The 23,999-nt window shown below is 37.8% G+C and carries 24 protein-coding genes; 17 read left to right on the top strand and 7 right to left on the bottom strand.

All coding sequences use genetic code 11. The features are described 5' to 3' along the window. The first annotated feature begins 5 nt into the window (after positions 1 to 5). Both N0B48_RS16585 and fabG read left to right on the top strand, forming a co-directional pair. A complete protein-coding gene (locus tag N0B48_RS16585; protein ID WP_259839993.1) occupies positions 6 to 1,514 on the top strand; it encodes a WG repeat-containing protein in 1,509 nt (502 codons plus the stop codon). A gap of 172 nt (positions 1,515 to 1,686) precedes the next feature. Further along, the gene (gene fabG / locus N0B48_RS16580; RefSeq protein ID WP_259840167.1) at positions 1,687 to 2,430 is read left to right on the top strand and encodes a 3-oxoacyl-[acyl-carrier-protein] reductase; all 744 of its coding nucleotides are present in this window, start codon (positions 1,687 to 1,689) and stop codon (positions 2,428 to 2,430) included. Between the two features lie 73 nt (positions 2,431 to 2,503). Here fabG and N0B48_RS16575 read toward each other — a convergent pair whose 3' ends face one another. The 3 genes from N0B48_RS16575 to surE form a co-directional block, all read right to left on the bottom strand. Beyond that, positions 2,504 to 3,544, bottom strand: coding sequence for a GMP reductase (locus tag N0B48_RS16575; RefSeq protein WP_259839992.1), 1,041 nt, complete (start codon positions 3,542 to 3,544; stop codon positions 2,504 to 2,506). Positions 3,545 to 4,282: 738 nt separating this feature from the next. After that, the gene (locus tag N0B48_RS16570; protein WP_259839991.1) at positions 4,283 to 4,948 is read right to left on the bottom strand and encodes a GNAT family N-acetyltransferase; all 666 of its coding nucleotides are present in this window, start codon (positions 4,946 to 4,948) and stop codon (positions 4,283 to 4,285) included. After that, complete coding sequence (gene surE, locus N0B48_RS16565) at positions 4,948 to 5,718, bottom strand: 5'/3'-nucleotidase SurE (protein ID WP_259839990.1); 771 nt, start codon at positions 5,716 to 5,718, stop codon at positions 4,948 to 4,950. The genes N0B48_RS16570 and surE overlap by 1 nt, the downstream gene beginning before the upstream one ends. 416 nt (positions 5,719 to 6,134) lie before the next feature. Between surE and N0B48_RS16560 the strand changes: the two genes are divergently transcribed. Together N0B48_RS16560 and N0B48_RS16555 are read left to right on the top strand one after the other, a co-directional pair. Further along, positions 6,135 to 7,265: an MBL fold metallo-hydrolase gene (locus N0B48_RS16560; RefSeq protein WP_259839989.1), complete on the top strand. Its 1,131-nt coding sequence runs from the start codon at positions 6,135 to 6,137 to the stop codon at positions 7,263 to 7,265. A 243-nt stretch (positions 7,266 to 7,508) separates the two neighbouring features. Further along, a complete protein-coding gene (locus N0B48_RS16555; protein WP_259839988.1) occupies positions 7,509 to 9,638 on the top strand; it encodes a carboxy terminal-processing peptidase in 2,130 nt (709 codons plus the stop codon). Between the two features lie 52 nt (positions 9,639 to 9,690). Here the strand turns inward: N0B48_RS16555 and N0B48_RS16550 are convergent, their stop codons facing one another. Then, on the bottom strand, positions 9,691 to 10,194 hold the full coding sequence (locus tag N0B48_RS16550; RefSeq protein WP_259839987.1) for a superoxide dismutase family protein: 504 nt from the start codon (positions 10,192 to 10,194) through the stop codon (positions 9,691 to 9,693). 101 nt (positions 10,195 to 10,295) lie between these two features. Here N0B48_RS16550 and N0B48_RS16545 point away from each other — a divergent pair, with 101 nt between their 5' ends. The 9 genes from N0B48_RS16545 (at position 10,296) to N0B48_RS16505 (ending at position 18,690) form a co-directional block, all read left to right on the top strand. Next, a complete protein-coding gene (locus N0B48_RS16545) occupies positions 10,296 to 11,246 on the top strand; it encodes an AraC family transcriptional regulator (RefSeq protein ID WP_259839986.1) in 951 nt (316 codons plus the stop codon). A gap of 92 nt (positions 11,247 to 11,338) precedes the next feature. After that, the gene (locus N0B48_RS16540) at positions 11,339 to 13,582 is read left to right on the top strand and encodes a TonB-dependent receptor (protein WP_259839985.1); all 2,244 of its coding nucleotides are present in this window, start codon (positions 11,339 to 11,341) and stop codon (positions 13,580 to 13,582) included. A gap of 83 nt (positions 13,583 to 13,665) precedes the next feature. Continuing rightward, positions 13,666 to 14,316: a hypothetical protein gene (locus tag N0B48_RS16535; protein ID WP_259839984.1), complete on the top strand. Its 651-nt coding sequence runs from the start codon at positions 13,666 to 13,668 to the stop codon at positions 14,314 to 14,316. A 130-nt stretch (positions 14,317 to 14,446) separates the two neighbouring features. After that, positions 14,447 to 15,778, top strand: a complete 1,332-nt coding sequence (locus tag N0B48_RS16530; protein ID WP_259839983.1) for a 2TM domain-containing protein — start codon at positions 14,447 to 14,449, stop codon at positions 15,776 to 15,778. Continuing rightward, positions 15,765 to 16,067 carry a 2TM domain-containing protein gene (locus tag N0B48_RS16525; RefSeq protein WP_259839982.1) on the top strand — a complete coding sequence of 101 codons (303 nt, stop codon included), beginning with the start codon at positions 15,765 to 15,767 and terminating at the stop codon, positions 16,065 to 16,067. The genes N0B48_RS16530 and N0B48_RS16525 overlap by 14 nt, the downstream gene beginning before the upstream one ends. Before the next feature lie 346 nt (positions 16,068 to 16,413). Beyond that, a complete protein-coding gene (locus tag N0B48_RS16520; RefSeq protein WP_259839980.1) occupies positions 16,414 to 16,983 on the top strand; it encodes a methyltransferase family protein in 570 nt (189 codons plus the stop codon). A gap of 313 nt (positions 16,984 to 17,296) precedes the next feature. Further along, complete coding sequence (locus N0B48_RS16515) at positions 17,297 to 17,593, top strand: 2TM domain-containing protein (RefSeq protein ID WP_259839979.1); 297 nt, start codon at positions 17,297 to 17,299, stop codon at positions 17,591 to 17,593. A 23-nt stretch (positions 17,594 to 17,616) separates the two neighbouring features. Then, on the top strand, positions 17,617 to 17,892 hold the full coding sequence (locus N0B48_RS16510; protein ID WP_259839976.1) for a 2TM domain-containing protein: 276 nt from the start codon (positions 17,617 to 17,619) through the stop codon (positions 17,890 to 17,892). Between the two features lie 54 nt (positions 17,893 to 17,946). Then, positions 17,947 to 18,690 carry a LytR/AlgR family response regulator transcription factor gene (locus tag N0B48_RS16505; protein WP_259839974.1) on the top strand — a complete coding sequence of 248 codons (744 nt, stop codon included), beginning with the start codon at positions 17,947 to 17,949 and terminating at the stop codon, positions 18,688 to 18,690. A 164-nt stretch (positions 18,691 to 18,854) separates the two neighbouring features. On the opposite strand, the gene N0B48_RS16500 is transcribed toward N0B48_RS16505, so the two are convergent. Next, positions 18,855 to 19,751: a hypothetical protein gene (locus N0B48_RS16500; RefSeq protein ID WP_259839972.1), complete on the bottom strand. Its 897-nt coding sequence runs from the start codon at positions 19,749 to 19,751 to the stop codon at positions 18,855 to 18,857. A 117-nt stretch (positions 19,752 to 19,868) separates the two neighbouring features. Here N0B48_RS16500 and N0B48_RS16495 point away from each other — a divergent pair, with 117 nt between their 5' ends. The 3 genes from N0B48_RS16495 to N0B48_RS16485 are packed head-to-tail and all read left to right on the top strand — an operon-like array spanning position 19,869 to position 21,786. Next, positions 19,869 to 20,603 carry a glycine-rich domain-containing protein gene (locus N0B48_RS16495; RefSeq protein WP_259839970.1) on the top strand — a complete coding sequence of 245 codons (735 nt, stop codon included), beginning with the start codon at positions 19,869 to 19,871 and terminating at the stop codon, positions 20,601 to 20,603. A 15-nt stretch (positions 20,604 to 20,618) separates the two neighbouring features. Beyond that, entirely contained in the window at positions 20,619 to 20,975 is a 357-nt protein-coding gene (locus tag N0B48_RS16490) for a hypothetical protein (protein WP_259839969.1), read from the top strand. Between the two features lie 10 nt (positions 20,976 to 20,985). Beyond that, positions 20,986 to 21,786 (top strand): hypothetical protein, encoded by an 801-nt coding sequence (locus N0B48_RS16485; RefSeq protein WP_259839968.1) that lies wholly within the window; start codon positions 20,986 to 20,988, stop codon positions 21,784 to 21,786. A gap of 93 nt (positions 21,787 to 21,879) precedes the next feature. Here N0B48_RS16485 and N0B48_RS16480 read toward each other — a convergent pair whose 3' ends face one another. Next, positions 21,880 to 22,086 carry a hypothetical protein gene (locus N0B48_RS16480; protein WP_259839967.1) on the bottom strand — a complete coding sequence of 69 codons (207 nt, stop codon included), beginning with the start codon at positions 22,084 to 22,086 and terminating at the stop codon, positions 21,880 to 21,882. A gap of 80 nt (positions 22,087 to 22,166) precedes the next feature. Continuing rightward, positions 22,167 to 23,354 carry a tRNA 2-thiouridine(34) synthase MnmA gene (gene mnmA, locus N0B48_RS16475; protein WP_259839966.1) on the bottom strand — a complete coding sequence of 396 codons (1,188 nt, stop codon included), beginning with the start codon at positions 23,352 to 23,354 and terminating at the stop codon, positions 22,167 to 22,169. A 117-nt stretch (positions 23,355 to 23,471) separates the two neighbouring features. Between mnmA and N0B48_RS16470 the strand changes: the two genes are divergently transcribed. Beyond that, entirely contained in the window at positions 23,472 to 23,999 is a 528-nt protein-coding gene (locus N0B48_RS16470) for a hypothetical protein (protein ID WP_259839964.1), read from the top strand.

Raw genomic sequence — 23,999 nt, 5'->3', positions numbered from 1 at the left:
ATTCATTGAAAAACTTAGTTTTCGCACTGTGCTCGTCGGTGTGTATGGCCCAGACCAATCAGTATACCAAGATCCTTTTGTCTAAGAAGATAGGGATGGAAGTTCATTCCTACTCAGAAGGCTACGGAACGGTGTACGATTCGAAAAATAAAAAAGAAAGCATTGTAGATTCTTTGGGAAATATTACGTTTGAATCGCCTCACAGTATTTCACATATATTTAAAAACCGTTTCATTCTTACTTCAGGAGAATCCGGTTATAAAACCAAATCTGCCATCATTGATGAAAAAGGAAACGAATTACTTCCTTTAGACGATCAGAGCTTCAATACACCCTGGTTAAGCAAAAAGCGTATCATTTCTTCAAAAGAGGGAAAAGAAGCGGTTTATGACTATCAGGGAAAAGAAATCATTCCATATTCAGAGAGAATCCTGTTTGTGGCAGAAGACCGTTTTTTCGTGCAAAAGGATAAAGTATGGTTTTTATATGATCTGGAAGGAAAACAGGTGAGTCCCCGTGAATTCAAAGAAGATTATCACTTTGAAAATGGTAAAGTATTGATCATTAATGACGATAATCAGAGCGAAATCATTGGAAAAAACGGTCAGACTCTGCATAAGTTCTCAGCACATATCTACAGTTTGGCTTCTTATCCATATCTGATTACAAAAAACAGAACGACGGGAAAATATGGTTTAGTGGATGCTGAAGAAAATATCCTCGCTGAAGAAATCTATGATGATGCTTCACCGGAATATTTTGGCGCAAAAGAATATGTTTATCTCAGAAAAAAAGGAAAAGCAACCGTTTTCAATAAAAAAGACAAAAAGCTTTATCCAAACAGTTTCAAGTATTTAACGCCGCTATTCAATAATCTGTTCAGTGTTTACAGTGATAAATCAAAGAAAACCGGAGTGGTGAACCTTAATGGAGAGATTGTTGTTCCTCAGGAATATGATTTTATACAGAGCTTCAGTATTTCGGGAAAAGATTTTATTTACCTTAAAAAAGGACAGGAAGAACAGTTTCTGGATAAAGATCTGAAGAATATTCTGGATGAAAATACCCAGGTTATTGCTTTCTATCCTGATCAGCTGATCATCAAAAAACAAGACAGCTACTATACATTTTCTGTTCTCAACGGATCTGTTTTTTTACTCAAAGACATTGTTGCTATTAAAGAACAGGAGCCGGATTTCTTCAATATTTTTAATCTGTATTCAAAACCGGTAGTTTGTAAAAATTCCAGTAATTTATACGGAATCATTGATGAAAAAGGGAAGGAGATCGTTCCTTTTATGTATGACGACATTATTGCATTTGAAAATTCTGAGAATGAAATTGTCGTGAAGAAACAGGATAAATATGGTGTTGTGAATTTTCAAAATGAACCACTGAAGGATATTATTTATGATAAATACTATTGGCAGAAGGAAGTTTTGAGACTGGATAAAGACAAAAAATCTGATATTCTTTATTTTACAAGGTTCAAAAACAGCGGCAGCCGTCTTTAGAATATGATAAAAAACAGACAAAAATTTTAAGTAATTTGATGATTTGGAATGCATTGAATAACAATTTATAATATCTTTGCGGACTGTTTAATTCGTATAAAATTAAATATGCTAAATTGCCGTTTTTTCAAAGACGGAAGTTTTACTAAGAATATAATTATCAAGAGATATGATGAAACTATTAGAAGGAAAAGTAGCGCTAATCACCGGAGCTACAAGAGGAATCGGAAAGAAAATTGCTGAAATGTATGCTGAACAGGGTGCAAAAGTAGCATTTACCTATGCCGGTTCTGTAGACAAAGCTCAAGCATTAGAGGCAGCTTTAAGTTCTGTAACCCAGATCAAAGGATATCAGTCTGACGCATCAGATTATGATGCAGCTCAAAAGTTAATCGATGATGTAATGGAAGAGTTCGGAAAAATCGATATTCTGATCAACAATGCAGGAGTTACAAGAGATAACCTGCTGTTGAGAATGTCTAAAGAAGACTGGGATCAGGTAATGAGAATCAATTTGGATTCAGTATTCAACCTTACAAAAGCGGTGATCAAGCCGATGATGAAGGCTAAAGCAGGATCTATTATCAATATGACTTCTGTAGTTGGAATCAGCGGAAATGCAGGACAGTCCAACTATGCAGCTTCTAAAGCCGGAGTAATCGGATTTACTAAATCTATTGCACTGGAATTAGGATCAAGAAACATCAGATGTAATGCGGTGGCTCCTGGATTTACTGAAACTGAAATGACAGCAGATCTGGATGAGAAAACCCTTCAGGCATGGAGAGACAGAATTCCAATGAAGAGAGCAGGGCAGACAAAAGATGTTGCCAATGCCTGTATCTTCTTAGGAAGCGAAATGTCTTCTTACATCACAGGACAAACCCTGAACGTAGACGGCGGAATGCTGACTTAATCATAAAAAAATAACCGGCTGTACATCACTTGTACAGCCGGTTTTATTATGTATTACATCAAGCGGAGATTTTTTAATCTTTAAAAACCTGATTCTCCTGCTCCTGAACCCTTATAAAAGTAGTTCTCTTGGACAATTCTTTAAGTTTGGAAGCTCCTACATACGTACAGGTAGAACGCACGCCACCTAAAATATCTTTTACAGTCTCCGAAACAGGACCTTTATAAACCGCTTTTACAGTTTTTCCTTCAGAAGCTCGGTATTCTGCAACGCCTCCGGAATGTTTATCCATAGCCGTTTTCGAGCTCATTCCATAAAACAACCGGTATTTTTTTCCGTTTTCTTCAATGATCTCACCGCCGCTTTCATCATGGCCGGCAAACATACCACCCAGCATCACGAAATCTGCACCTCCACCAAAAGCTTTAGCTACATCACCAGGAACTTTGCAGCCTCCGTCAGCAATAATGTGTCCTCCAAGGCCATGGGCAGCATCAGAACACTCAATAATAGCAGAAAGCTGAGGATAACCAACGCCGGTTTTCACTCTGGTCGTACACACTGAACCAGGCCCGATACCAACTTTGATAATGTCTGCTCCTACGAGAAGAAGTTCCTCCACCATTTCTCCGGTCACTACATTTCCTGCCATGATGATCTTATCAGGAAAATTAGCCCTTGCCTTCTTCACAAATCCAACGAAATGCTCAGAATAACCATTAGCTACATCGATGCATAGAAACTCGATTTTTGGATGCTTTTCGAGAATCAGTCTGAGTTTTTCCTCATCTGCTTTTCCGGTACCGGTACTTAAGGCAATATATTGATGGATGCTTTCCGGCTGACTGTCCAGAAACTGACTCCACTCTTCAGGAGTATAGTGCTTATGAACGGCTGTAATAATCTTGTCTTTCGCCAGTTCTACCGCCATTTCAAAAGTTCCCACCGTGTCCATATTGGCTGCGATAAGAGGAACGCCTCTCCATTTCTTTTTAGTATGCTTGAATGTGAATTCTCTTTCGAGATTGACGTCTGAACGGGATTTTAATGTAGACCGTTTAGGACGGAACATTACATCCTTGAATCCAAGCTTTATATCATATTCTATTCTCATAATCTGGAAAAAATTAATAAGAATAAATGTAACGAAAACTTTTAAGGAAAAATTGAAAAGAGAGGGTTTTATAGATTTTTTAACCTGGAAGAGGCGTAAAGCGGTTGGAAGATGGAAGCAAGGAGAAGGAAGTTCCGGGCGCTTGAAATTACAAGATACGAGTTTGAGAGTCAGAGAGTTTTTGGGTTTGAGCGTTTTAAAATTTTTAGAGCCGAGTTACCATTCTAAACGCGAAAGGTGTATCCTGCGAAAATCTGGGATAATTTATAAAACGATCTGTTTATTCAATAGGAGCGGGCTTTAGCCCGCTTACATAAGAATCTGTATTTATCAGGCTTTAGCCAAACCTTAAATTTAAACACAAACGCTACAAATCTTTTCCACAAATAGCACAATCATCTGTGTAAATCTGTGCAATCCGTGGTTAATAAAATTAAACTAATTATAGATGAAATCGCGGAGATGAAGAACTAGAAGAAACTATCGGCATCAGAAGACGCTCAAAAGAAAAAAAATGACACACACGTCTGCGAAAATCTGAGATAATTGATAAAACGATCTGTTTATTCAATAGGAGCGGGCTTTAGCCCGCTTACATAAGAATCCGCATTCATTTGGCTTTAGCCAAACCTTAAATTTAAACACAAATACCACAAATCTTTTCCACAAATAACACAATCATCTGTGTAAATCTGTGCAATCAGTGGTTAAAAAAGCAAAATAAAAAAGGGCGGAAAATCATCTTTTCACGCCCCATAAGTTTATAGTTCCCCGATGCATAAAGCCAAGCTTTTCATACAGTCTTTTCGCACCTGTATTGCTTTCCGCGACATGCAGAAAAGGTGTTTTTCCGTCATCAAATATTTTTCCCGAAACAAAAGTCACCAATTGTTTGGCTAAACCTTTTCCCAGATAATCCGTATCTGTGATCACAGCGCTTACCTCCGTCATATCATTCATCTGCATTCTTTCACCCGTTACGGCAACAAGTTTATGATCCTTAAAAACACCAAAGTAGCGTCCCAGTTCGGGCGTCCTTGCTTTAAAATAATAGGGATAGAACTTCATCACAAAAGCCAGAAGCTCTTCATAGTGTTCTTGTTTCAGCTCAATAATTTCCTCAGTCAGATCAGTTTGAATAGGGTTTTCCAGAACATACTGGTCACAGACAAGCCGTGACAGTTCAGTCTTTAAATTCCCCAAATCAGGTTGGGCTCCGAAAATCAAAAAATCATCACAGATCTTTGCATAGTCTGTGATGTCTTTTTCTCGTGAAAGCTGTGCTGCACCTCCAAAAGAGGCTACTTCAGGGTTATAAAACTTCGTGTCCCCAAAATTAAAGCAGAACTTTTCATGGTATTCATTAAGTGAATGGTAAACAGGATTGTCTAGCTTTCCGTACATCAGTCGAAATTCATTACTTCCTCCAGCGTCTTCATATATTCATAAGCTGTAAGATCGAACTTAACAGGAACGATGGAAATGTATCCGTTCGCCAATGCCGTTTCATCAGCATCTTCAGAATCATCCATATTGTTGAAATAGCCGGTCAGCCAGTAGTATTTCTTTCCGTGAGGGTTTACTCTTTCGTCAAAGCTTTCTTCCCATTTCGCATTAGCCTGCTTGCAAACTTTTACGCCTTTGATTTCTCCGGCAGTCAGTTTCGGGATATTTACGTTCAGAACAATTCCTTTAGGCATCGGGTTTTCCAGTGTTCTTTTGACAATATTCTGGATATATTCTTTGGCTTGTGTAAAATCGGCTTCCCAGCTAAAATCCATCAATGAAAATCCGATAGCAGGAATTCCTTCCACACCTGCTTCTACAGCTGCAGACATCGTTCCGGAATAGATCACATTGATTGAAGAATTGGCTCCATGATTGATCCCTGAAACTACGATATCCGGTCTTCTTGTCAGAATTTTGTCAAGCGCCATTTTTACGCAGTCTACAGGTGTTCCGCTGCATGAAAAATCAGTCTGCGGTCCATCAAGTTTAACTTCTTCGTAGCTTAAGGTAGAATTAATGGTAATGGCGTGGCCTTTTCCACTTTGGGGAGAGTTCGGAGCTACTACAATAACGTCTCCGATTTCGTTCATAAATTGTATAAGGTTTCTGATACCAGGTGCGGTGATTCCATCATCATTAGTAACCAGAATAAGCGGTCTTTCCATAAAATCAGTTTAATTTAAGAAGGTATAAGGCATTAATTGCCAGTTTGAAAACTCGTCTTTTGTCATTATGGACATCAGGAAAAAGTTCTCATCCTTCAAATTTAGCTAAAAACTTTTGAAGATAAATGCAATTCAAAAAATATAAGTTTAGGCGTAGGAGACAGAATTGAACTATTAAAACGCTATGATTCGTATGATTGTGTTGTTTCCGTAACAACAGAATTTAATATAGTATCAAAGCTTTTATCGGGACTTGATCTTGAAAATTAACTACAATTATTATCAATACTGAACCTTTTAACAATGAAAATTGAGCTTTTCAGCAAAGTATGATTATATTACATTCCCGAAATTTGCTTTATCAAATTTTAGAACATGGAAATATTGGACATTAAAAACAGTGAAACTTTAACCCAATGAAGCGATTTTTAAGAATACTTAGGCGTACACTGATCTTTATTTTATGTGTAATTGTTGTATTGGGAATTGCAACGTATTTTTATATGAAACAACCACAATTCGGAGCTCTGCCGGAAGGAAAAAGGCTGGAAATGATAAAAAAATCTCCTCATTATAAAGACGGAAAATTCAGAAACCTGGTAGAAAAACCCACCCTGTCGGCAGGATATAGCTTTACCGGAGAAATCTGGAAAGGACTCACGAAAAAGTATCCACACACTGAGCCCATTGATGTATTGCCTTCTGTAAAAACAAATCTTAAAACAATTCCAGCAGACCGCAATGTCATCGTTTGGTTTGGACATTCATCCTTCTTTTTGCAGGTGGATGGCGTTAAAATTTTGGTAGATCCGGTTTTCAGTGGAAAAATGACACCATTTCCCGGAAAGGCTGATGCCTACAAAGGAAGTGATATTTATTCCGTTAATGATATGCCTGAAATCGATTATATGCTTCTTTCTCACGACCATTATGATCATCTGGACTATGAAACAGTCAAAGCATTGCAACCAAAAGTAAAGCATGTGATCTGTGGTTTAGGAGCCGGGGCACATTACGAAAGATGGGGCTATACTGCACAACAAATTTTAGAGAAAGACTGGGGTGATCGGGTAGATGTGAAGCCCGGATTTTCCATTTTTGCTGAGAATACCCATCACGATGGCGGTAGAGGATTTAAAAGTTCTCAGGCTTTGTGGCTTTCGTTTTTTATAGAGTCACCGGCTATGAATATTTATTACAGTGGTGATGGCGGATACAGCAGCCGTTTTAATGATATTGCTAAAAAACATCCTCAGATTGATTGGGCTGTTATGGAATGTGGTCAGTATAATAAAGCATGGCAATCAGTTCATGAGCTCCCACAGGAAGTAGCACAGGCAACTGCGGAACTAAATGCAAAGAACATGATTCCGGTGCATCATTCGAAATTCACACTTGCAAAACATCCTTGGAATGAACCATTAAAAGAGATTACAAAATATTCTCAGAATAAGAATTACAGACTTGCTACACCAATGATTGGGGAATTGGTAGACCTGAACGACAGCACACAGGTCTTTAAACAGTGGTGGAAAAATGTCAGATAAAAACATTTTACCAATACAGAATAAATATCTTAAAAATTTATTTTAATATTCTGATTATTAATGGTTTAATTTAATGTAAGAGAATAGGTAAGAAATAGGCTATAATGCTTTTAGTAAAAAACATTCAAAACTATCCGATAATTGTAAATAAGGTATTAAATTTGATAGTTTGTAACAGCGAATTAATTGCTGCTACTAATTGTAGTATATATTTTAAAAAAAATCAATAAATAAAGACAGTTTATGTGGAAAAATTTCAAACTGAATAAATTTTTACTCCTAATTCCATTGACAAGTCTAATGTTTTGTTTCAACTCGCCAAAGAACGACGACGAAAAGATGCAGACGATCATGGTGAGCGTAAAGAATACACTTTCTTATTTACATTACAGCCCGAAACCCATCAATGATGCCTATTCCAAGGACGTTTATAAACATTATTTCGAACTGGTAGATCCTGCAAAAAGATATTTCCTGCAGTCTGATATGGATGAATTCAACAAGCATGAAACAAAGCTTGATGACTATATCAGCCAGGGTGATCTGATATTTTACAAACTTACGATCGACAGACTGTATCAGAGAGTAGACGAGATCGATAAGATCACTCAGGATATTTTCAGCAAGCCGATCAATCTTCAGGAAGAGGAATCATTGACGCTGGAGCCGAAGCTTAAAAAAGTACCGGCTAACAAGCAGGAACAGTATAACGAGTGGAGAAAGTATATCAAATACAATATTCTTCAGGAGATTGAGTCTATGAACAGTAAAGAGGAAGCTCAGAAAGAGAAGAAAGATTCTGTTCAGAAATATAATTTGAAAGACACGATCAAATATCAGCCGTTAAACCAGGATCAGAAGATCAAAAAAGCAACGGATGAAGTAAAAGACCTTGTAAAAGATACGTTTACAAGATTTAAGAAGAGAAAGAAAATGGATTGGTTTACCGTGTATATGAATGCATATACCGAAGTATTTGATCCACATACCAATTATTATTCTCCAAAAGATAAGGAAGATTTTGATACTCAGTTCACTGGAAAAGTGATTGGTATCGGAGCGCTTATTCAGGAGAAAAAAGGAAACCTGTTCTTAGGAGCTTTAACGATTGGTGCACCGGCATGGAAGTCTAAGCAGCTTTCAGAAGGAGATAAGATCTTAAAAGTAAAATCCAAACCGAAAGAAGATGCCGTAAATGTAGTAGGAATGCTTTCTGATGAAGCCGTAAGACTGATCAGAGGGGAGAAAGGAACACCTGTAACGTTGACAGTTCAGAAAAAAGACGGAACGATTAAAGATGTAACGATGATCCGTGAAGAAGTAGCTATTGAAGATACTTTTGCAAGAAGTATCGTAGTGAATTCTCCAAACGGAAAGAAATACGGATTTATCAACCTTCCAAGCTTTAATGCTGATTTTGAGAATGCTAAAGGAAGAAACGCTTCTGATGACATCAAAAATGAGATCATTAAACTTAAAGAACAAAACATTGAAGGAATTGTTCTTGACCTTAGAAATAACGGGGGAGGATCATTAACTGAAGTAGGGGATATCATGGGACTTTTCATGGAAGCAGGACCATATGTTCAGGTGAAAGACGGAAACGGAAAGATCCAGACCCTAAAAAATAAAAATGAAACTCCTATTTGGACCGGACCTTTAGTGATCATGCAGAACGAGCTTTCAGCTTCAGCTTCAGAGATCCTTGCGGGTGTAATGCAGGATTACGGAAGAGCAATGATTGTTGGTTCTCCGCAGTCTTTCGGAAAAGGAACAGTGCAGACTTTTGTAGACCTGAACAGATTCTTAAATACGGAAGATGATTTCGGATCTTTAAAACTGACCATCCAGAAGTTCTACAGAATCACAGGAGAATCTACACAGAGAAAAGGAATCGTTTCTGATATTCAGATGAAAGACTTCTTTACCTATGCAGAAGTAGGAGAGCGTTATGATGACTATGCTTTGGCTTGGGATAAGATTCCTGGGACAAAATTCCAGAAACTTAATTATTTCAACATTCAGGCTCTTGAAAAAGCAAGTGCAGACAGAATGGCTAAAAACAACAACTATCAGCTATTGTTGGAATCTGCTCAGTGGAGAGAAAAACTGGATAAAGAAGAAAACATCACCCTTAATATCAATAAGTTCAATGAACTGATGAAGCAGAGAAAAGCTCAGATCGAGAAATTCAAAGCTTTAAGCAAGTTTGAGAACGGTCTTAAGTTCATGATGTATCCAAACGAAATTGAAAGAGAGAAAAAAGACGAAGCTTTCAAAAAGAAATCCGAAATGTGGATCAAAAATCTTAAGAAAGATCCATATCTGCAGGAAGCAATGAATATCGTTTCCGATATGGGAACTAAATCATAAAACAAAAAAGGCGCTGATCTTCGATCAGCGCCTTTTTTATTGCAATAGAGAATTACTTTATTTCTACACAACCCACTCTTCCGCCTGCATTTCCTGTAGGCTGAGTATGGAAATCATCAGCTGCAGCATGTACGATAAGCCCTTTTCCAATGATATTTTTAGATTCATCTGTACAGGTAAGGCACCATTTAGTCGTTTTGAAAGTCAGAACGGCTTTTCCGGTTTGGTCAGCGGTTAGATTTCCGATATCTCCCATGTGGAAATGATCGGCACCCCATTTTCCGTGATCGTCTTTAGCCGGGTTCCAGTGTCCGCCGGTAGACGTTCCATCGGCTGCAGAACAGTCGCCTTTTTCGTGGATATGTACTGCATGGATACCGGGAGTAAGATTCGTTACTTCAAGTTTCATAACAACCTCGTCTCCTTTCTGGGTGAACTTTGCCGTTCCGCCAGTCTGGGTTCCGCTCTTAGCGTTAACTGTGTACGTTTTTGTCGTGCAGCATGAAGCCGCTAAAAATGCACAGCCCGCCAGTAATGCTATTGTTTGTACTTTCATTTTTAAATGATTTAAAGTGATTATACCGTTAAATTTATAAAACATTTTCCGAAAGACTTTATGATTTCAATCCTTTTTTCGAAAATAGCAATATATGACAAGTGAAATACAGCGTATCTAGATATCTTTACGGATCAGCATTGGATAAAATGGAAGAACATAAAAAAAGAATCATAAAAGCCATCAGATACATTGATAATCACCTTGATGCTGATCTTTCTCTGGAAAAAATTGCAGAGATAGCCATGTATTCCTCCTTTCATTTTCACAGGATATTTAAGCTCATTACCGGTGAAACTCTACAGAACTATATCAGCAGGAAGAAAATTGAAAAAAGTGCCTTTTACCTGGCGGCAAAGAAGAATTTGGAAATAAAAGAGATTTATCTCGATCTTGGATTTTCCAATCATTCCGTTTTCAGTAAGACTTTTAAAAAGTATTACGGGATATCGCCATCAGCTTTCAGAAATTCTGCTCCGGAAACCTTTCACAAGATTTTACAAATAGAAAGCAAGAAGGGACAAGTAGATACCGTTTTCAGCCAGTACATTTGCCATGTAGAAAACCTGTTAAACTGGACAAAAATGAATTTAAAAATTGAAGTAAAAGAACTGCCGGAAATGAATCTGGCTGCAGTAATGAGCTTAGGAATTGCCAATGTGGAACCTTCCTATAATGTCCTTATTGAATGGGCAAAAAAGAAGCAGTTATTCCCCCGGGAAAAAGTCAAAATGATCTCCGTTTATCATGATAGCTTTAAAGTGACTCCGCCGGATAAAGTTCGAATTCATGCATGTATGCTTCTTGATGAAAGACTAGAGGAACAGAGCGGACTGGTTTTTTCAGAAACCATCGAGGCGGGCAAATTTATTTTAGGAAGCGGAGAATTTACCCTTCAGGACTTTGAACAGTGCTGGGTATCCTTGTTTTTATGGATGAATGAAAACCATTATTCCATGAGAAAAGCGTTCCCGTTTGAGATCTATCATTCGAACTTTAAAGAACATCCGGAGGGCAAAATGATCGTGGATTTCTGTATCCCGATTCACTAATTTCCCATTCAGTAGTCAAAGTATGCCTTTCAGTAAAATTTATTTTAAAAGAAGACATATTCCGTATTATTTTTGATCCGAAAATAAAAACCATGAAAACACAGGGAACAAAACTTTTATTACTGATCGCTTTTCTGTCCTTTGTCGCAGGATATGCACAAGTCAGGATCTCAGGAAAAGTTACTTTTAAAAATAAAGGAGTCAATGAAATCAATGTCACCTTGAAAGACACCTATGATGGTGCGACCACGGATGCACAAGGTAATTTCTCCTTTGAAACCTCAGAAAAAGGAAATCATATTCTGACATTTACCCATCCGAAGTATCAGAATATAGAAAAAGCAATTGTTATTGATAATCAGGATGTTTCTGTCAATGCAGAGCTTAAGGAAGAGATCAGCGAGATCGATGCGGTGGTGGTTTCTGCAGGTTCTATCGAGGCCAGTGATAAAAAGAGAGCCACAGCACTTTTGACACCTATTGACATCTATACCACAGCTGGTGCAGACGGACAGATTTCTTCGGCTTTAAACTATCTTCCCGGCGTTCAGAAAGTGGGAGAATCAGAAGGCCTTTTCATCAGAGGAGGGACGGGAACAGAATCCAAGATTTTTATGGATGGAAGTTTAATCAACAATTATTTCTCGAACTCAGTTCCCGGGATCGCCGGAAGAGACCGTTTCAATACTTCTCTGTTTAAAGGGAATGTCTTTTCAAGCGGTGGTTATTCTGCCTTATATGGACAGGCTCTTTCCGGGGCACTGATGCTGGAAAGTGTAGATCTTCCGGACCAGAGTTCTGTAGATTTTGGAATTTCACCCATATTTTTGAGTGCAGGATTTCAAAAGCTGGGAGAAGATAAAACCCATTCTTTTGGAGCTACTTTGGGATACTCACTGCTGAGTCTTATGCAGAATGTTTTCAATTTTAATACAGATTTTATCGATGCTCCGCAGGGCTTAAACGGTGATTTTAATTTTAGAATCAAAACGAAATCAGGCGGTTTTCTGAAATATTACGGAATGTATGACTCCAATAAAATGGGGGTGAAGACGGAAAGCTTAGAACCGGGATATGATTTTGCCCTCGTAAGACTGAAGGGAAATAATACCTATCATAATCTTTCTTTTAAACAGAAATTCGGAAAATACCTCCTGAATGCTGCCACTTCTTACTCGTACAACAAATCTGATCTTAATTTTTCTACGGAAACCAATAATTTGGAATCAGATCCATCAAAGCTTTTAACCAATGGAAATTACATCAATTTCAAAGCGGTCGTTGAAAGAAAAATTAATAAAATCAGTGCTGTAAGAGCTGGTTTTGAATTGAATAATACAGATGAAAAACTCAATTTTGGTGAAGTACAGAAACATTATACCGATCTGATCTCTGCCGTTTTTGCGGAAACTGATCTTGGGTTCAGTAATGCTTTGTCAGCCAAAATAGGTGTAAGAGCCGAAAACTCTTCATTCCTGGGGAAAACCAATTTTGCCCCCCGTTTCGCACTGGCTTACCGTCTGGCAAAAGACTGGACGACTTCCTTTGCCTACGGATTATTTTATCAGAACCCTGAAAGCAGATACATCAACGGACCATCGGATCTGGATTTCCAGAAATCACAGCATTATATTTTCCAGGTTCAGAGGGCATCAGAGGGAAGAAGTCTGCGGTTTGAAGCCTTTTATAAGAAATATGACCAATTGATCAAAACATTTAATGTTACACCGGACAATGAGCAGAATCAACAGGTACAAACGGCTTTGAACAATAATGGTTACGGCTATGCCAAAGGACTGGAGCTTTTTTGGAGAGACAAAAAGACTTTCAAGAACATTGATTACTGGCTGAGTTACTCCTTCCTTGATTCTCAAAGAGATTTTATCAATTATCCGATGAGCTTAAAACCGAATTTCGCTTCCGCACATACGCTTTCTGCTGTAGCTAAAAGATTTATCCCGGAATGGAAGCTGGGCGTGAATTTATCCTACACCTACGCAAAAGGACGGCCTTATTATGATATTGCAACGAAAACTGAGAACAGTAATGTGGTCAATTACATCAGAAATGAAGGAAAGCTGAAAGACTACAATGCCTTGAATATCAGCTTTAATTATCTTCCTAATTTAGGAAAGAAAGATGCCAAAGCATTTACAGTATTTGTATTGAGTGTTTCCAATGTATTAGGATCTAAAAACGTCTATGGCTATAATTTCTCTCTTGACGGATCCAGAAGCTCATCGGTAGTTCCCCCGGTCAATACCTTTGTGTTTATAGGTGCTTTCATTAGTTTTGGAGTAGACAGAACGCAGGATGCCATTAACAATAATTTATAAAAAATAACCGCGACAGATATCACAATCGTTGCAAAATACATAACTTCGGATAGACAATTAGTTCACTTAAAAAAATTGATAAAATGAAAAAATACCTATTAAGCTTTGCTTTAGCTTTTATGAGTTTAACAGCTTTTGCACAGGCAGATTACGAAAAAATAATGACTGAAAAAATCGCGAAAACAGAGACCTGTAAAACCGCGGAAGATTTCCAGACATTGGCTAATGATTTCCAGAGAATCGGGAGTAAGGAAAGCTCAAAATGGCTTCCTCCTTATTACGCTGCATTTTCCCAGATTCAAAAAGGAAGACTGATGATGAGAAACGGAAATATGCAGGGGCTGGATGAAACAGCCGGAGAGGCAGACAAATATCTGGCAATGGCCCAAAACCTTGCAGGAGCAGACAATGCAGAAATTCATTTGCTGAGAAAAATGGCAGCATCCTTAAGAATGATGGTTAATCCGGCACAGCGCTATATGACGGACGGAGCGAAAGCCACTGAAGAAATGGGGATTGCAGAAAAACTGGATCCGTCAAACCCAAGAGTAGCTCTTATCAAAGCAGAAGACGTTTATTTCACGCCTGAACAGTATGGGGGAAGCAAAACCAAAGGTCTGGAAATGTTCAAAGAAGCAGTGACAAAATTTAATGCCTATAAGCCGAAAACAAGCCTAGATCCGAACTGGGGGAAAACAGAAGCGGAGTACTTTCTGAGTATGCCGGCAAAATAACACTGAAATTAAAGCCTTCCTGACACGGAAGGCTTTTTTAATTCCATTCGGGAAGGAAAATCTGCCCTTCGGTAAATAATAATTTTTGATACCTTTATTAAAGACTAATTTTGAATCAGGAAAACCGCTCATGAAACGAAAAGGATTTATCATATTATTTTGGGTCTCGCTGGGGACAGCACTATTTTTCTTCTTATTTTTTACAAAAGAGAAGAGTTTCCACAATTTTTTGATTACGCTGCTCATCTCTACGATGTATTCCTTTGTTCTTGGGTTTGGAAATGCTTTTATCAACGACTTTCTCAACAAGAGATTTCCGTGGTCTGAAACTACCAGAATAAGAGCAGCATTAAGTGTGGTCTCCATCATCATCGGAAATTTCATTCTGGTCTATTTCTGTAATTATATCAACTATGTACAGATTCAGGAGGTAGCAACAACAGAATCTTTTTTTTCCAAAGAATATGCAACCACTAACTGGTTTATGATCAATATCGCGCTTCTGATCTCCGCTTTTCTCCATGCCAAAAGTTTCATGGAAGAAATGAAGAAAACATCCAGAAAAGAAGTGGTGGAACAGAAGCTGATCGCAAAGTCGGCCAACGCACAGTTTGAAAGTTTGAAAAACCAGCTGGATCCGCATTTTCTCTTTAATTCTTTAAACGTATTGAGTGCTCTGATCGATGAGAACCCCCATCAGGCGCAGAAGTTTACGGCTTCAATGTCAAAGATTTACCGGTATGTACTTGAACAGAAAGATAAAGAGCTGGTGACGGTGGAAGACGAAATTGAATTTGCAAAAACCTATTGTGATCTTTTAAAAACCAGATTTGAAGACAGTGTGGATTTTATTTTTGATGTTAAAAAAGAGGAATACCGGAGATATGTAGTACCGCTTTCACTTCAGCTTTTGCTCGAAAACTGTATCAAACATAATTTTGCGACCTCTTCGAAACCTTTAGTCATTAAAATATTTTCGGAAAATGATACGCTCTGCATTGAAAACAACCTGCAGGCAAGAGAACAGATGAAGGAAAGCGCAGGAATAGGACTGGCCAATATTGTTCAGCGTTATGCATTGCTTACGAAGAAGAATGTTTTCATTGAAAAATCGCAGGATTATTTTAAAGTAAAAGTTCCGATACTTTCCAATAAGCCTAACACAATCAGTGTAAAAACGGAAGATGATAACGGATCTTACGAAAAAGCAAAGAAACGGGTAAAGGAATTAAAAGGCTTCTACGGAAACCTTATTTCCTACTGTACCATCATCCCTTTTCTGATTATCATCAACCTGATTGTTTCTCCTAAAAACCTTTGGTTCTTCTTTCCCATGTTAGGATGGGGAGTTGGGGTAGTTTCGCACGCATTCCAGGTTTTTGGAGTCGGTGAATCCTGGAAGGAAAAGAAGATCCGGGAAATCATGAATAAACAAAAAAATAGAAATAATGGAAACCTATGATGAAGACAACATCCGCTATGAGCAAGCCAGAAGGCAGGTGGAGCGGTTAAGAGGATTTTACGGGCACTTATTCGCCTATATCGCGATTAATGCCATGATTGTGGTGTATAATATTAAGCATTTAGAGCCGGGAGAGAGCTATTTTCAGTTTAAAAACTTCTTTACGGCGACCTTCTGGGGGATTGGGCTGGTAGCTCATGCTATAGCTGTTTATTTGCCTAATATCGGTTTTATCAGAGACTGGGAAGAAAAGCAAATCAGGAAACTGATGGAGAAAAAGAAAAAGTAAATCGTGACGAATGATTGAGCTAAAATCAAACTGAATCTTAACCTTACCTTAATTTGGGTTAAATAAAGCGGGTTACGAGTTATGAGTTTTAAGTTATGAGTTTCAGGGGTAAGAGATATGGAACTGGAGAAGAGATAAAACGTTGCGTATAAAAAGCTCTCCAGTTTTGAAGTTGATCCAGTATATCGGTGTAAAAGGCTGTTACTGATTTGAACCACGAAACCCGCATCCGAAACATCATGAAGTGCTAAGATTTATACTTGAGATATCCTGAAATCAGTATAAAAACAAATGCCTTAACCTAAGTCTAAGCCTAAATCTTAACCTTAACTTTAACAATACAAATATGCATCCTCTACAAATCTTGTTTTCCATTTCAATGGCTGCCTGGTTTATCACTGAGTTTCTCTACAAAAATGTGCTGAAATCCGGCAAAGAGGACAAGAAAGACAAGGATAAATCCACACTGAACATCTTGTGGATGGCCATTCCGTTTTCCATAGCCACTTCAGTAGCCGCTTCGTATATGACAAGATTTCCAATCTCAGAAGGAGTCTGGATCTTGTATGTGGGTGAAGCATGTATTCTGATCGGAATTATATTCAGATTTATCATTATAAGATCCTTAGGGAAATACTTTACAGTAGATGTAACGATAAGAGAAGATCATCAGATCAAAAAAGAAGGGTTTTATAAGTATCTGAGACATCCTTCGTATGCATTTTCTCTATTAACTTCCTTAGGATTAGGTTTGTATCTTAATAACTGGTTTTCACTTGTTCTGGCATTCCTGCCACCATTTATCGCTTTCGCTTACCGGATCAAGATCGAAGAGCAGGCTCTTGTAGAACAGTTCGGAGAAGAATATTTGGAATACCGGAAAAAGACAAAAAAACTCATCCCTTTTGTTTACTGATCTATTATTCGAAATAAGTATCTGCCTAATTGGCCAGATCTGCGAGAGATAAATTAGAAACACAAAAATCCATTTATATTAATCCGATAACTTGCTGAAAATCTTTGATTTTCTAGCACCTTAAATATTCTCAATTCTGGAAAAACCTTGCGCCTTTGCGCTTATCCAAAAACAAAACCTTTAAACCAAACCCACCTTTTTACGATTCAGAAAGCATATTCTACCACTCAGTCATATAAAGTTGAATGAAGCCCCATTTCCGACCTACCTTTGATTCAACAAAAAACAAATTCACCTTTTTAAAATAAAAATTATGGAAACAATAGGATACACAAAAGAAACACGGGCTTACAAAAAAGCGGCAAGAAGAGTAAAGGACCTGAAAGGATTCTACGGAAATCTTACCTCATACTGCCTTGTTATTCCTTTCTTACTGGCACTGAATCTTCTTACATCTCCAGGTCATCTATGGTTTTACTGGCCAATGCTCGGATGGGGAATCGGAATTGTAGCGCACGCTGTGAGTGTTTTCGGGATAGGAAAAGAATGGGAAGAAAAAAAGATCAAAGAATTGATGGATCAGGAAACGGGAAACATAAAAACATTATAATTAATCATTAAAACTTTACAATCATGGATTACGATAGCGCATACGAGAGAGTCACTCAGCTTAAAAAATTTTACAAGAGCTTACTTTGGTTTGGAATAGTAGCAGGAATTATCTTTTTTGATGATATTTTTGAAAACGGAACGTTCGATTTTTCTTTATTTGACGGATCTGTTATTCTCGTGATCTGGGGGATTTTCTTAACGGTAAAAGCTGTGAAACTATTCCTTTTAGACGGAGAATGGGAAAGGGATATCATAGAAAAAGAGATGAAGAAAAATAAAAAGAACCTGGATTTTTAAGCTGTTTATTTTTTATCTAATTTTATCCCGATTTAAACTAAAAACTGGAACTCAATGATCAAGACTGTCATTATCGAAGACGAAAAACCTGCTTCAAGGAAATTGGAAAGAATGCTGAGTAATTTCCCAGAAATAGAAGTGGTTGCTAAAATAGAATCGGTAGAGGAAGGGGTAGCCTGGTTTTCTGAAAACGAGCACCCGCAGCTGATCTTTTCAGACATTGTTCTTGGAGATGGCCTGTCTTTCGATATTTTTGAAAAAGTACCTACCAAAGGGTTTATCATTTATACGACAGCTTTTGATCAGTATACTTTGAAGGCATTTAAACTCAACAGCATCGATTATCTTTTAAAACCTATTCTGGAAGAAGATCTTTCCGGAGCCGTGGAGAAGTTTAAATCATTCATTCCGGCCAATAATACGACGGGTTCTGAAGATATCAAACAGCTGATCCGAAAGGAGAAGTCTACACTGTCCAGGGTTTTGGTGAAGATCGGATATAATCTGAAAATTGTTCAGACTCAGGAGATAAGCTGCTTTTTCAGTGAAAACAAGATTGTTTACCTTCAAACGGAAGAACGTGTGTACCCGTCCGATTTTACACTCGATGAATTGGAAGATATTCTGGAAGAAAAGAAATTTTTCCGGGTCAACAGGCAGTTTATCATCAATTCGGATTATATAAAAAACATCCACACCTCTCCATACTACAAAGTGGATATGGAATTTCAGCCACAGGAAGAAATCACAGTAAGCCGGGACCGCGTGAAGGATTTTAAAGAATGGCTGGTGGGGTAGAGTGGTTAGATACTAGACATCAGACATCAGACATCAGATTTTTAGGTTTAGGCTTAGATTGAAGCCATTGTGGCGACATTTCATAACTCCAGAACCCGAATCTCGAAACCCACCCAAAACCCTCTCACTCTAATACCCTCAAACGCTCAAACTCAAAACCCCGACTACCTGTAATCTATCCTGTTAGACTCCGTATCCTCAAGCTGTTTTAGAATAGATTTTGGGATTTCATCACTGTCAATCGGGAAGCTTATAGAATCGGAAATAAAGGTCTTTCGGTCTGCTTTCTGGAATATTTCAAACAGGGCTATCGGCTCTTGATTAAAACTGATGCATGTACTTATAAAATGAACTTCATGGAGCTTGTATTCTGGATTTTTAAGCTTTTCCTTGATATCTTTTATCCTTGAGATAAAATGTCGCTGGCGGATAAACGTATTGCTGTTCATGATGATGAATACGTAATCGGAGTAGGCCGTCACTTTTCCGAAGTATTTATGATGGTCGCCGCCGCTTCGCTCGATGAAATATTCACCGGTAGTTTCGGATTTGTAGATCTCCATGGCAGAGCGCCATATACGCTCATCTCTTGCCTGTAGAGGATTCTCGGGAAGATTTCTGTTATATGAATACCAACAGCCCACGAGGCGGTCTAAAAGAGCTGTATTCTGTTTCACATTATTCATATCGATCCTGAGATCATTGAAATTGAATGCTTCCGTGTTTGAATTAACGAAATCAATATAATTTGAATAACCCAGAACTTTCACAATCTGGCTTAATTTGGCGAGATTCGGCCGGCTTAAAACCGCATTGTTGTTTTGATGATACTTCTTTAATTTATTGATGATCAGATGTTCGTAAAGATAATTGGAGCCCAGAAGATCAGGTTCTTTCTTAATTTCTTTTTCTGAATGATCATTGAGAATCAGATCGTTTAATTCTGCACTGATGTATGTCCATTCTGTTTTGGTGACATCTTCCCATTGATTTTTCTTTAAAAAATGCTGACTCAGGAAATTCATTAATTTCTCAAGATGCTGAATATCCTCTTTTTTCATTTTGTTATTAATTGATAAGACTAATATAAGATTTTTATACATCCGAATAAGATTTGTGAAAGACTTTTATATTTTTTTATCCATTGATATTTGAGTAGAAAAATAAATGATAACACAATGGAAACTACAATCTTATTAAAAGACGAAACCCTTTGGGGCAGGATACAGAGTTTTTCACTCGATGCTTCGGATGCTGATTTTCCTTTTTCGAAAAAGCTGGCCAAAGAAGAGCGCTGGACCTTAGATTTTACCCAAAAAGCCATTAAGGAATATAAAAAATTTGTTTATCTCTGCTGCGTCCTTCCCAATGGAGCATCTCCAAGCGAAACGGTAGACAAAGTATGGCACATGCACCTGATTTACACCCAGAACTACTGGGAGGAATTTTGCCCCAATATCTTAAAAAGAAAGCTCCATCATCATCCCTCAAAAGGAGGATTTAAAGAAAACGGTAAACACCGGAACTGGTTTTCAGAGACCATGAAAAGCTATCAGGAGATCTTTCAGCAGGAAGCTCCGAGAGAAATCTGGTATGAAAAAGAAAAAATCCAGAGCAGGACAATTTGGCTGAAAAGGTTAAGGATTATCCCTTTATTTATTGCCCTTTTCATGCTGTCTTCGTGCCTGGGAGAAGTGATGGGAACATTAACAGCAGTAGCATTGCCGATTATAGGGATCTTTATCTTCTTTCGTGCAGTCGCTTCATACCATAGTAACAGCGAAAATATCACCGGTAAAAAGAAAGATGATGGCAGCACAGGCGGAAGTAGCGAAGGGGGTGGTTCCAGCTGCAGTGGTGATGGAGGAGGAAGCGGTTGTAGCGGCGGCTGTGGAGGAGGTTGTGGAGGTTAAACGAAACAGAGAGCTATGAAAAAGACACTATTGTACTCAATCCCGGTAGTGATAAGCCTGGTTTGGCTTGTTTTTACACATCAAATCTATAATCCAATCTTTATGAAAGGCCCTGAATTCCTAAAGTTTTATTTAATTCTTTTGCTTGGCTTTTATGCTTTCGCAATGTTCCTGAAGTTCTTTAAAAAAGGAAATTCAAAAATAGCATTTTACTTTATGATCATTATTTTCCTGATAGGAATTGTGAAGCTGATAAAAGGATTAATGCTGGAAAAACCAGTCGGATATCTTGTTGTGATATTGATTGTCGAAGGGGTGATCATCCTGTGTCAGCCAGGTTTACGATCCAATATCAAACAGAAGCACATTTAAAACCAATATCATGACCAGGAAATTCACGGAAGTTGAGAAAAATATTCTGTACAAAAATATGCCTTTGCAGAAGCAGGGTCATGGCGTGGGATGGGAACCGGTTTTGTTTATTATCCTGACCATACTCCTGTTTATGTTTGGAATTAAAATAATCTTGTTTGATTATAATCCGTTTTTTGATGATGAAAAAGAGACTTTGGGCTCTTTTCTTTATTTTATGATGGCGTTTATTCCGATCGGTGCAGGGGCTTTTGTAGGCGTTGCCATTTTATTTACGCTCGTGAAAAATATGATTTTGTATCCGAAGTATGGAAAATATGCAGTAGAAAAATCATTTGATGTGGCAGACACTCAGATTATTCAGGGGAAAGGATCCGAAGATTTTATCATCCGGATTTTCAATACCGGAGGAGGGAAAACAGAAATAAAAATCGATCTGAAAATAGCCGTAGAATCCTCTTTAAAAGGTAATTTTCTCAAAGCAATTGAAAAATACAAAGTTAAAGATTCTGAAAACATCAATATTCCGTTTATGAAAATCCTGCGTATCCTTGAAACGAAACCTTTTTCAGGAATGATACATCTAAGATTAAGTGATTTTTCCACCGGTATGAAACTGGATTCCAGCCAGCTGATTTATTCTTACGATGTTTTTTTCAAAACAAAATATAAAGTAATCTCCAGTTTCAAAACAAAAGAACCTCTTTTTATCAATTTCTACGGAGATCCTTTTGAAAAAGAAATCAATTTTACAATGAAGAATGTAGAAAGTAAAATAACTTACTATTTTGTTGAAGATTATTTGCTTTAGATGGAGTTGTATTTGGCTGTTCAAACCCAGAAAGATAAAAAAGAACCCCAAAACAAAGTGTTTCGGGGTTTTATAGATATCAATTAAGATGATTTAAATGTCTTGTTTTTCCTTTGTCGGTTTGTAACCATATTTACGTACCATGACAGAAGTGATCACTGCAAGAATAAGGGTGGACGCTATATTTGAAGCTTCCGTGTGTACAATCATCTGATAAAGATTATACCCAAAAACGGCACTTACAACAGGAATTAAAAAAAAGTTGACAAAAGAATACTGGTTTTTTGAAGTCGTTTTCATAGTGATATTTTTTATTGTTATTTACTGAGTAAGTCTAACAACTCAAAATTCGTTACAGAAAATTTTCAAAAACTTTTTCTTTAGGCAATAACACCGCTTCCAATCAGCTCTTCATCAATATACCACGCTGCAAACTGACCTTCCGCAATCGCCGACTGTGGCTCTTCAAATTCAACATACAATGCATCCTCAAACTGATAAAGTACTGCTTTCTGCAATGTCTGTCTGTATCTGAATCTCGCCATTACTTCCATAGATGCCCCATTCTCCAGCTTCATATCCTCACGAACCCAATGCAGCTCCGAATTATCGATTTTCAATGCTTTTTTGTGCAATCCCGGAGAACTGTGGCCTTCGCCCACAAAAATAATATTGTTTTCCATGTCTCTGGAGATGATAAAACAGCTTTCTTTATGGCCGCCGATACCAAGTCCTTTGCTTTGTCCGATCGTGAAAAACTGAGCTCCCTGATGCTTTCCGATTACTTTACCGTCAGCTTTTTTATAGTTGATTTTCTGGGTTAAAAATTCCAGCTCTTCCTCTTTTGAAGAAAATTCAGGTTTTTCTACCGAGAATAATGGTGAATCTTTGAATATTTCCACAATTTCCCCTTCTTTAGGAACCAGCTGTTGCTGTAAAAACTGAGGAAGACTTACCTTTCCGATAAAACACAATCCCTGAGAATCTTTTTTATCAGCAGTCACAAGACCGATTTCTTTGGCAATTTCTCTTACTTCCGGTTTTGTCAGCTCTCCGATTGGGAACAATGCTTTTGAAAGCTGATCCTGACTCAGCTGACACAGAAAATAAGACTGGTCTTTATTGTTATCCTTTCCGGCTAAAAGATGGAATATTTCCTTTCCATTCTCATCAAAAGTGGAATTTACCTGCGCATAATGTCCTGTTGCCACTTTATCAGCACCTAAAGACATTGCGGTTTTCATGAAAACATCAAATTTTACTTCTCTGTTGCACAAAACATCCGGATTCGGAGTTCTACCTTTCTGGTATTCATCGAACATATAATCTACGATGCGCTCTTTGTAAAGGTCACTCATATCAATCACCTGAAAAGGGATTCCTAATTTCTGAGCCACCATCAGGGCATCATTACTGTCTTCTATCCATGGACATTCATCCTCCAGTGTTACCGAAGCATCATTCCAGTTTCTCATAAACAAAGCCACGACTTCATGACCTTGTTGTTGCAGCAAATACGCTGTTACACTGGAATCTACACCTCCAGATAATCCTACTACTACTTTCATTGTATTTCAATTTTACGAAACTCTTAACGGGAGTTCTTAGTTTGACCCGGCAAAAATACAATTAAAAAAATTCGCAAAAAAACCATAATTTTAAACATCGATAAAAACAATATTAATATGAAAAAACTCATTATTCCTTTATTTATAATAATTTCAGGATCAATGTTTTCCCAGGTTTCAGTAGGCACAGAGTCTCAGGACAATAATAAATGGACCTTCGGAGGAGGAATCGGTTTAGGGTTTGGAAGCAACAGTGCTTTTTATCTGCAGGCCTCACCAAGAGTGGGATACAGACTGACCGATGATCTTGAGGCGGGAGTGATAGGAAGTGTTTCCTGGCAGACTTCCAATTCTTACAAATCCACGATGTTTGGAGTCGGCCCTTTTGCCAATTACTATTTCGCAAGATCCTTTTATGTAGGCGCGAATCTTCAGCAGTATTTTATTAATTATAAAGACAAACTGTATGATTATAAATCCAATGAACAGGAAACGGCTCTATATCTCGGAGGCGGCTATATGCAGAGGATAGGAGGGAACTCTTTTATGCAGCTGGGAGTAATGTATAACGTACTTTGGAAAGAGAATTCAAGCATATTTTCGAGTGGTCTTGTCCCGAATATAGGATTTGTGGTAGGACTTTAA

The sequence above is a fragment of the Chryseobacterium herbae genome (genome assembly GCF_025154075.1).
In the GTDB taxonomy this organism is placed as follows: Bacteria; Bacteroidota; Bacteroidia; order Flavobacteriales; family Weeksellaceae; genus Chryseobacterium; species Chryseobacterium herbae.
Note: the sequence above shows the minus strand (reverse complement) of the source record. Positions and strands in the feature narration are given on the sequence as shown.

Coding starts and splice junctions, on each gene's coding strand:
- fabG (WP_259840167.1), top strand. CDS start 1,687: ATGAAACTATTAGAAGGAAAAGTAGCGCTAATCACCGGAGCTACAAGA.
- N0B48_RS16575 (WP_259839992.1), bottom strand. CDS start 3,544: ATGAGAATAGAATATGATATAAAGCTTGGATTCAAGGATGTAATGTTC.
- N0B48_RS16570 (WP_259839991.1), bottom strand. CDS start 4,948: ATGTACGGAAAGCTAGACAATCCTGTTTACCATTCACTTAATGAATAC.
- surE (WP_259839990.1), bottom strand. CDS start 5,718: ATGGAAAGACCGCTTATTCTGGTTACTAATGATGATGGAATCACCGCA.
- N0B48_RS16560 (WP_259839989.1), top strand. CDS start 6,135: ATGAAGCGATTTTTAAGAATACTTAGGCGTACACTGATCTTTATTTTA.
- N0B48_RS16555 (WP_259839988.1), top strand. CDS start 7,509: ATGTGGAAAAATTTCAAACTGAATAAATTTTTACTCCTAATTCCATTG.
- N0B48_RS16550 (WP_259839987.1), bottom strand. CDS start 10,194: ATGAAAGTACAAACAATAGCATTACTGGCGGGCTGTGCATTTTTAGCG.
- N0B48_RS16540 (WP_259839985.1), top strand. CDS start 11,339: ATGAAAACACAGGGAACAAAACTTTTATTACTGATCGCTTTTCTGTCC.
- N0B48_RS16535 (WP_259839984.1), top strand. CDS start 13,666: ATGAAAAAATACCTATTAAGCTTTGCTTTAGCTTTTATGAGTTTAACA.
- N0B48_RS16530 (WP_259839983.1), top strand. CDS start 14,447: ATGAAACGAAAAGGATTTATCATATTATTTTGGGTCTCGCTGGGGACA.
- N0B48_RS16525 (WP_259839982.1), top strand. CDS start 15,765: ATGGAAACCTATGATGAAGACAACATCCGCTATGAGCAAGCCAGAAGG.
- N0B48_RS16520 (WP_259839980.1), top strand. CDS start 16,414: ATGCATCCTCTACAAATCTTGTTTTCCATTTCAATGGCTGCCTGGTTT.
- N0B48_RS16515 (WP_259839979.1), top strand. CDS start 17,297: ATGGAAACAATAGGATACACAAAAGAAACACGGGCTTACAAAAAAGCG.
- N0B48_RS16510 (WP_259839976.1), top strand. CDS start 17,617: ATGGATTACGATAGCGCATACGAGAGAGTCACTCAGCTTAAAAAATTT.
- N0B48_RS16505 (WP_259839974.1), top strand. CDS start 17,947: ATGATCAAGACTGTCATTATCGAAGACGAAAAACCTGCTTCAAGGAAA.
- N0B48_RS16500 (WP_259839972.1), bottom strand. CDS start 19,751: ATGAAAAAAGAGGATATTCAGCATCTTGAGAAATTAATGAATTTCCTG.
- N0B48_RS16495 (WP_259839970.1), top strand. CDS start 19,869: ATGGAAACTACAATCTTATTAAAAGACGAAACCCTTTGGGGCAGGATA.
- N0B48_RS16490 (WP_259839969.1), top strand. CDS start 20,619: ATGAAAAAGACACTATTGTACTCAATCCCGGTAGTGATAAGCCTGGTT.
- N0B48_RS16485 (WP_259839968.1), top strand. CDS start 20,986: ATGACCAGGAAATTCACGGAAGTTGAGAAAAATATTCTGTACAAAAAT.
- N0B48_RS16480 (WP_259839967.1), bottom strand. CDS start 22,086: ATGAAAACGACTTCAAAAAACCAGTATTCTTTTGTCAACTTTTTTTTA.
- mnmA (WP_259839966.1), bottom strand. CDS start 23,354: ATGAAAGTAGTAGTAGGATTATCTGGAGGTGTAGATTCCAGTGTAACA.
- N0B48_RS16470 (WP_259839964.1), top strand. CDS start 23,472: ATGAAAAAACTCATTATTCCTTTATTTATAATAATTTCAGGATCAATG.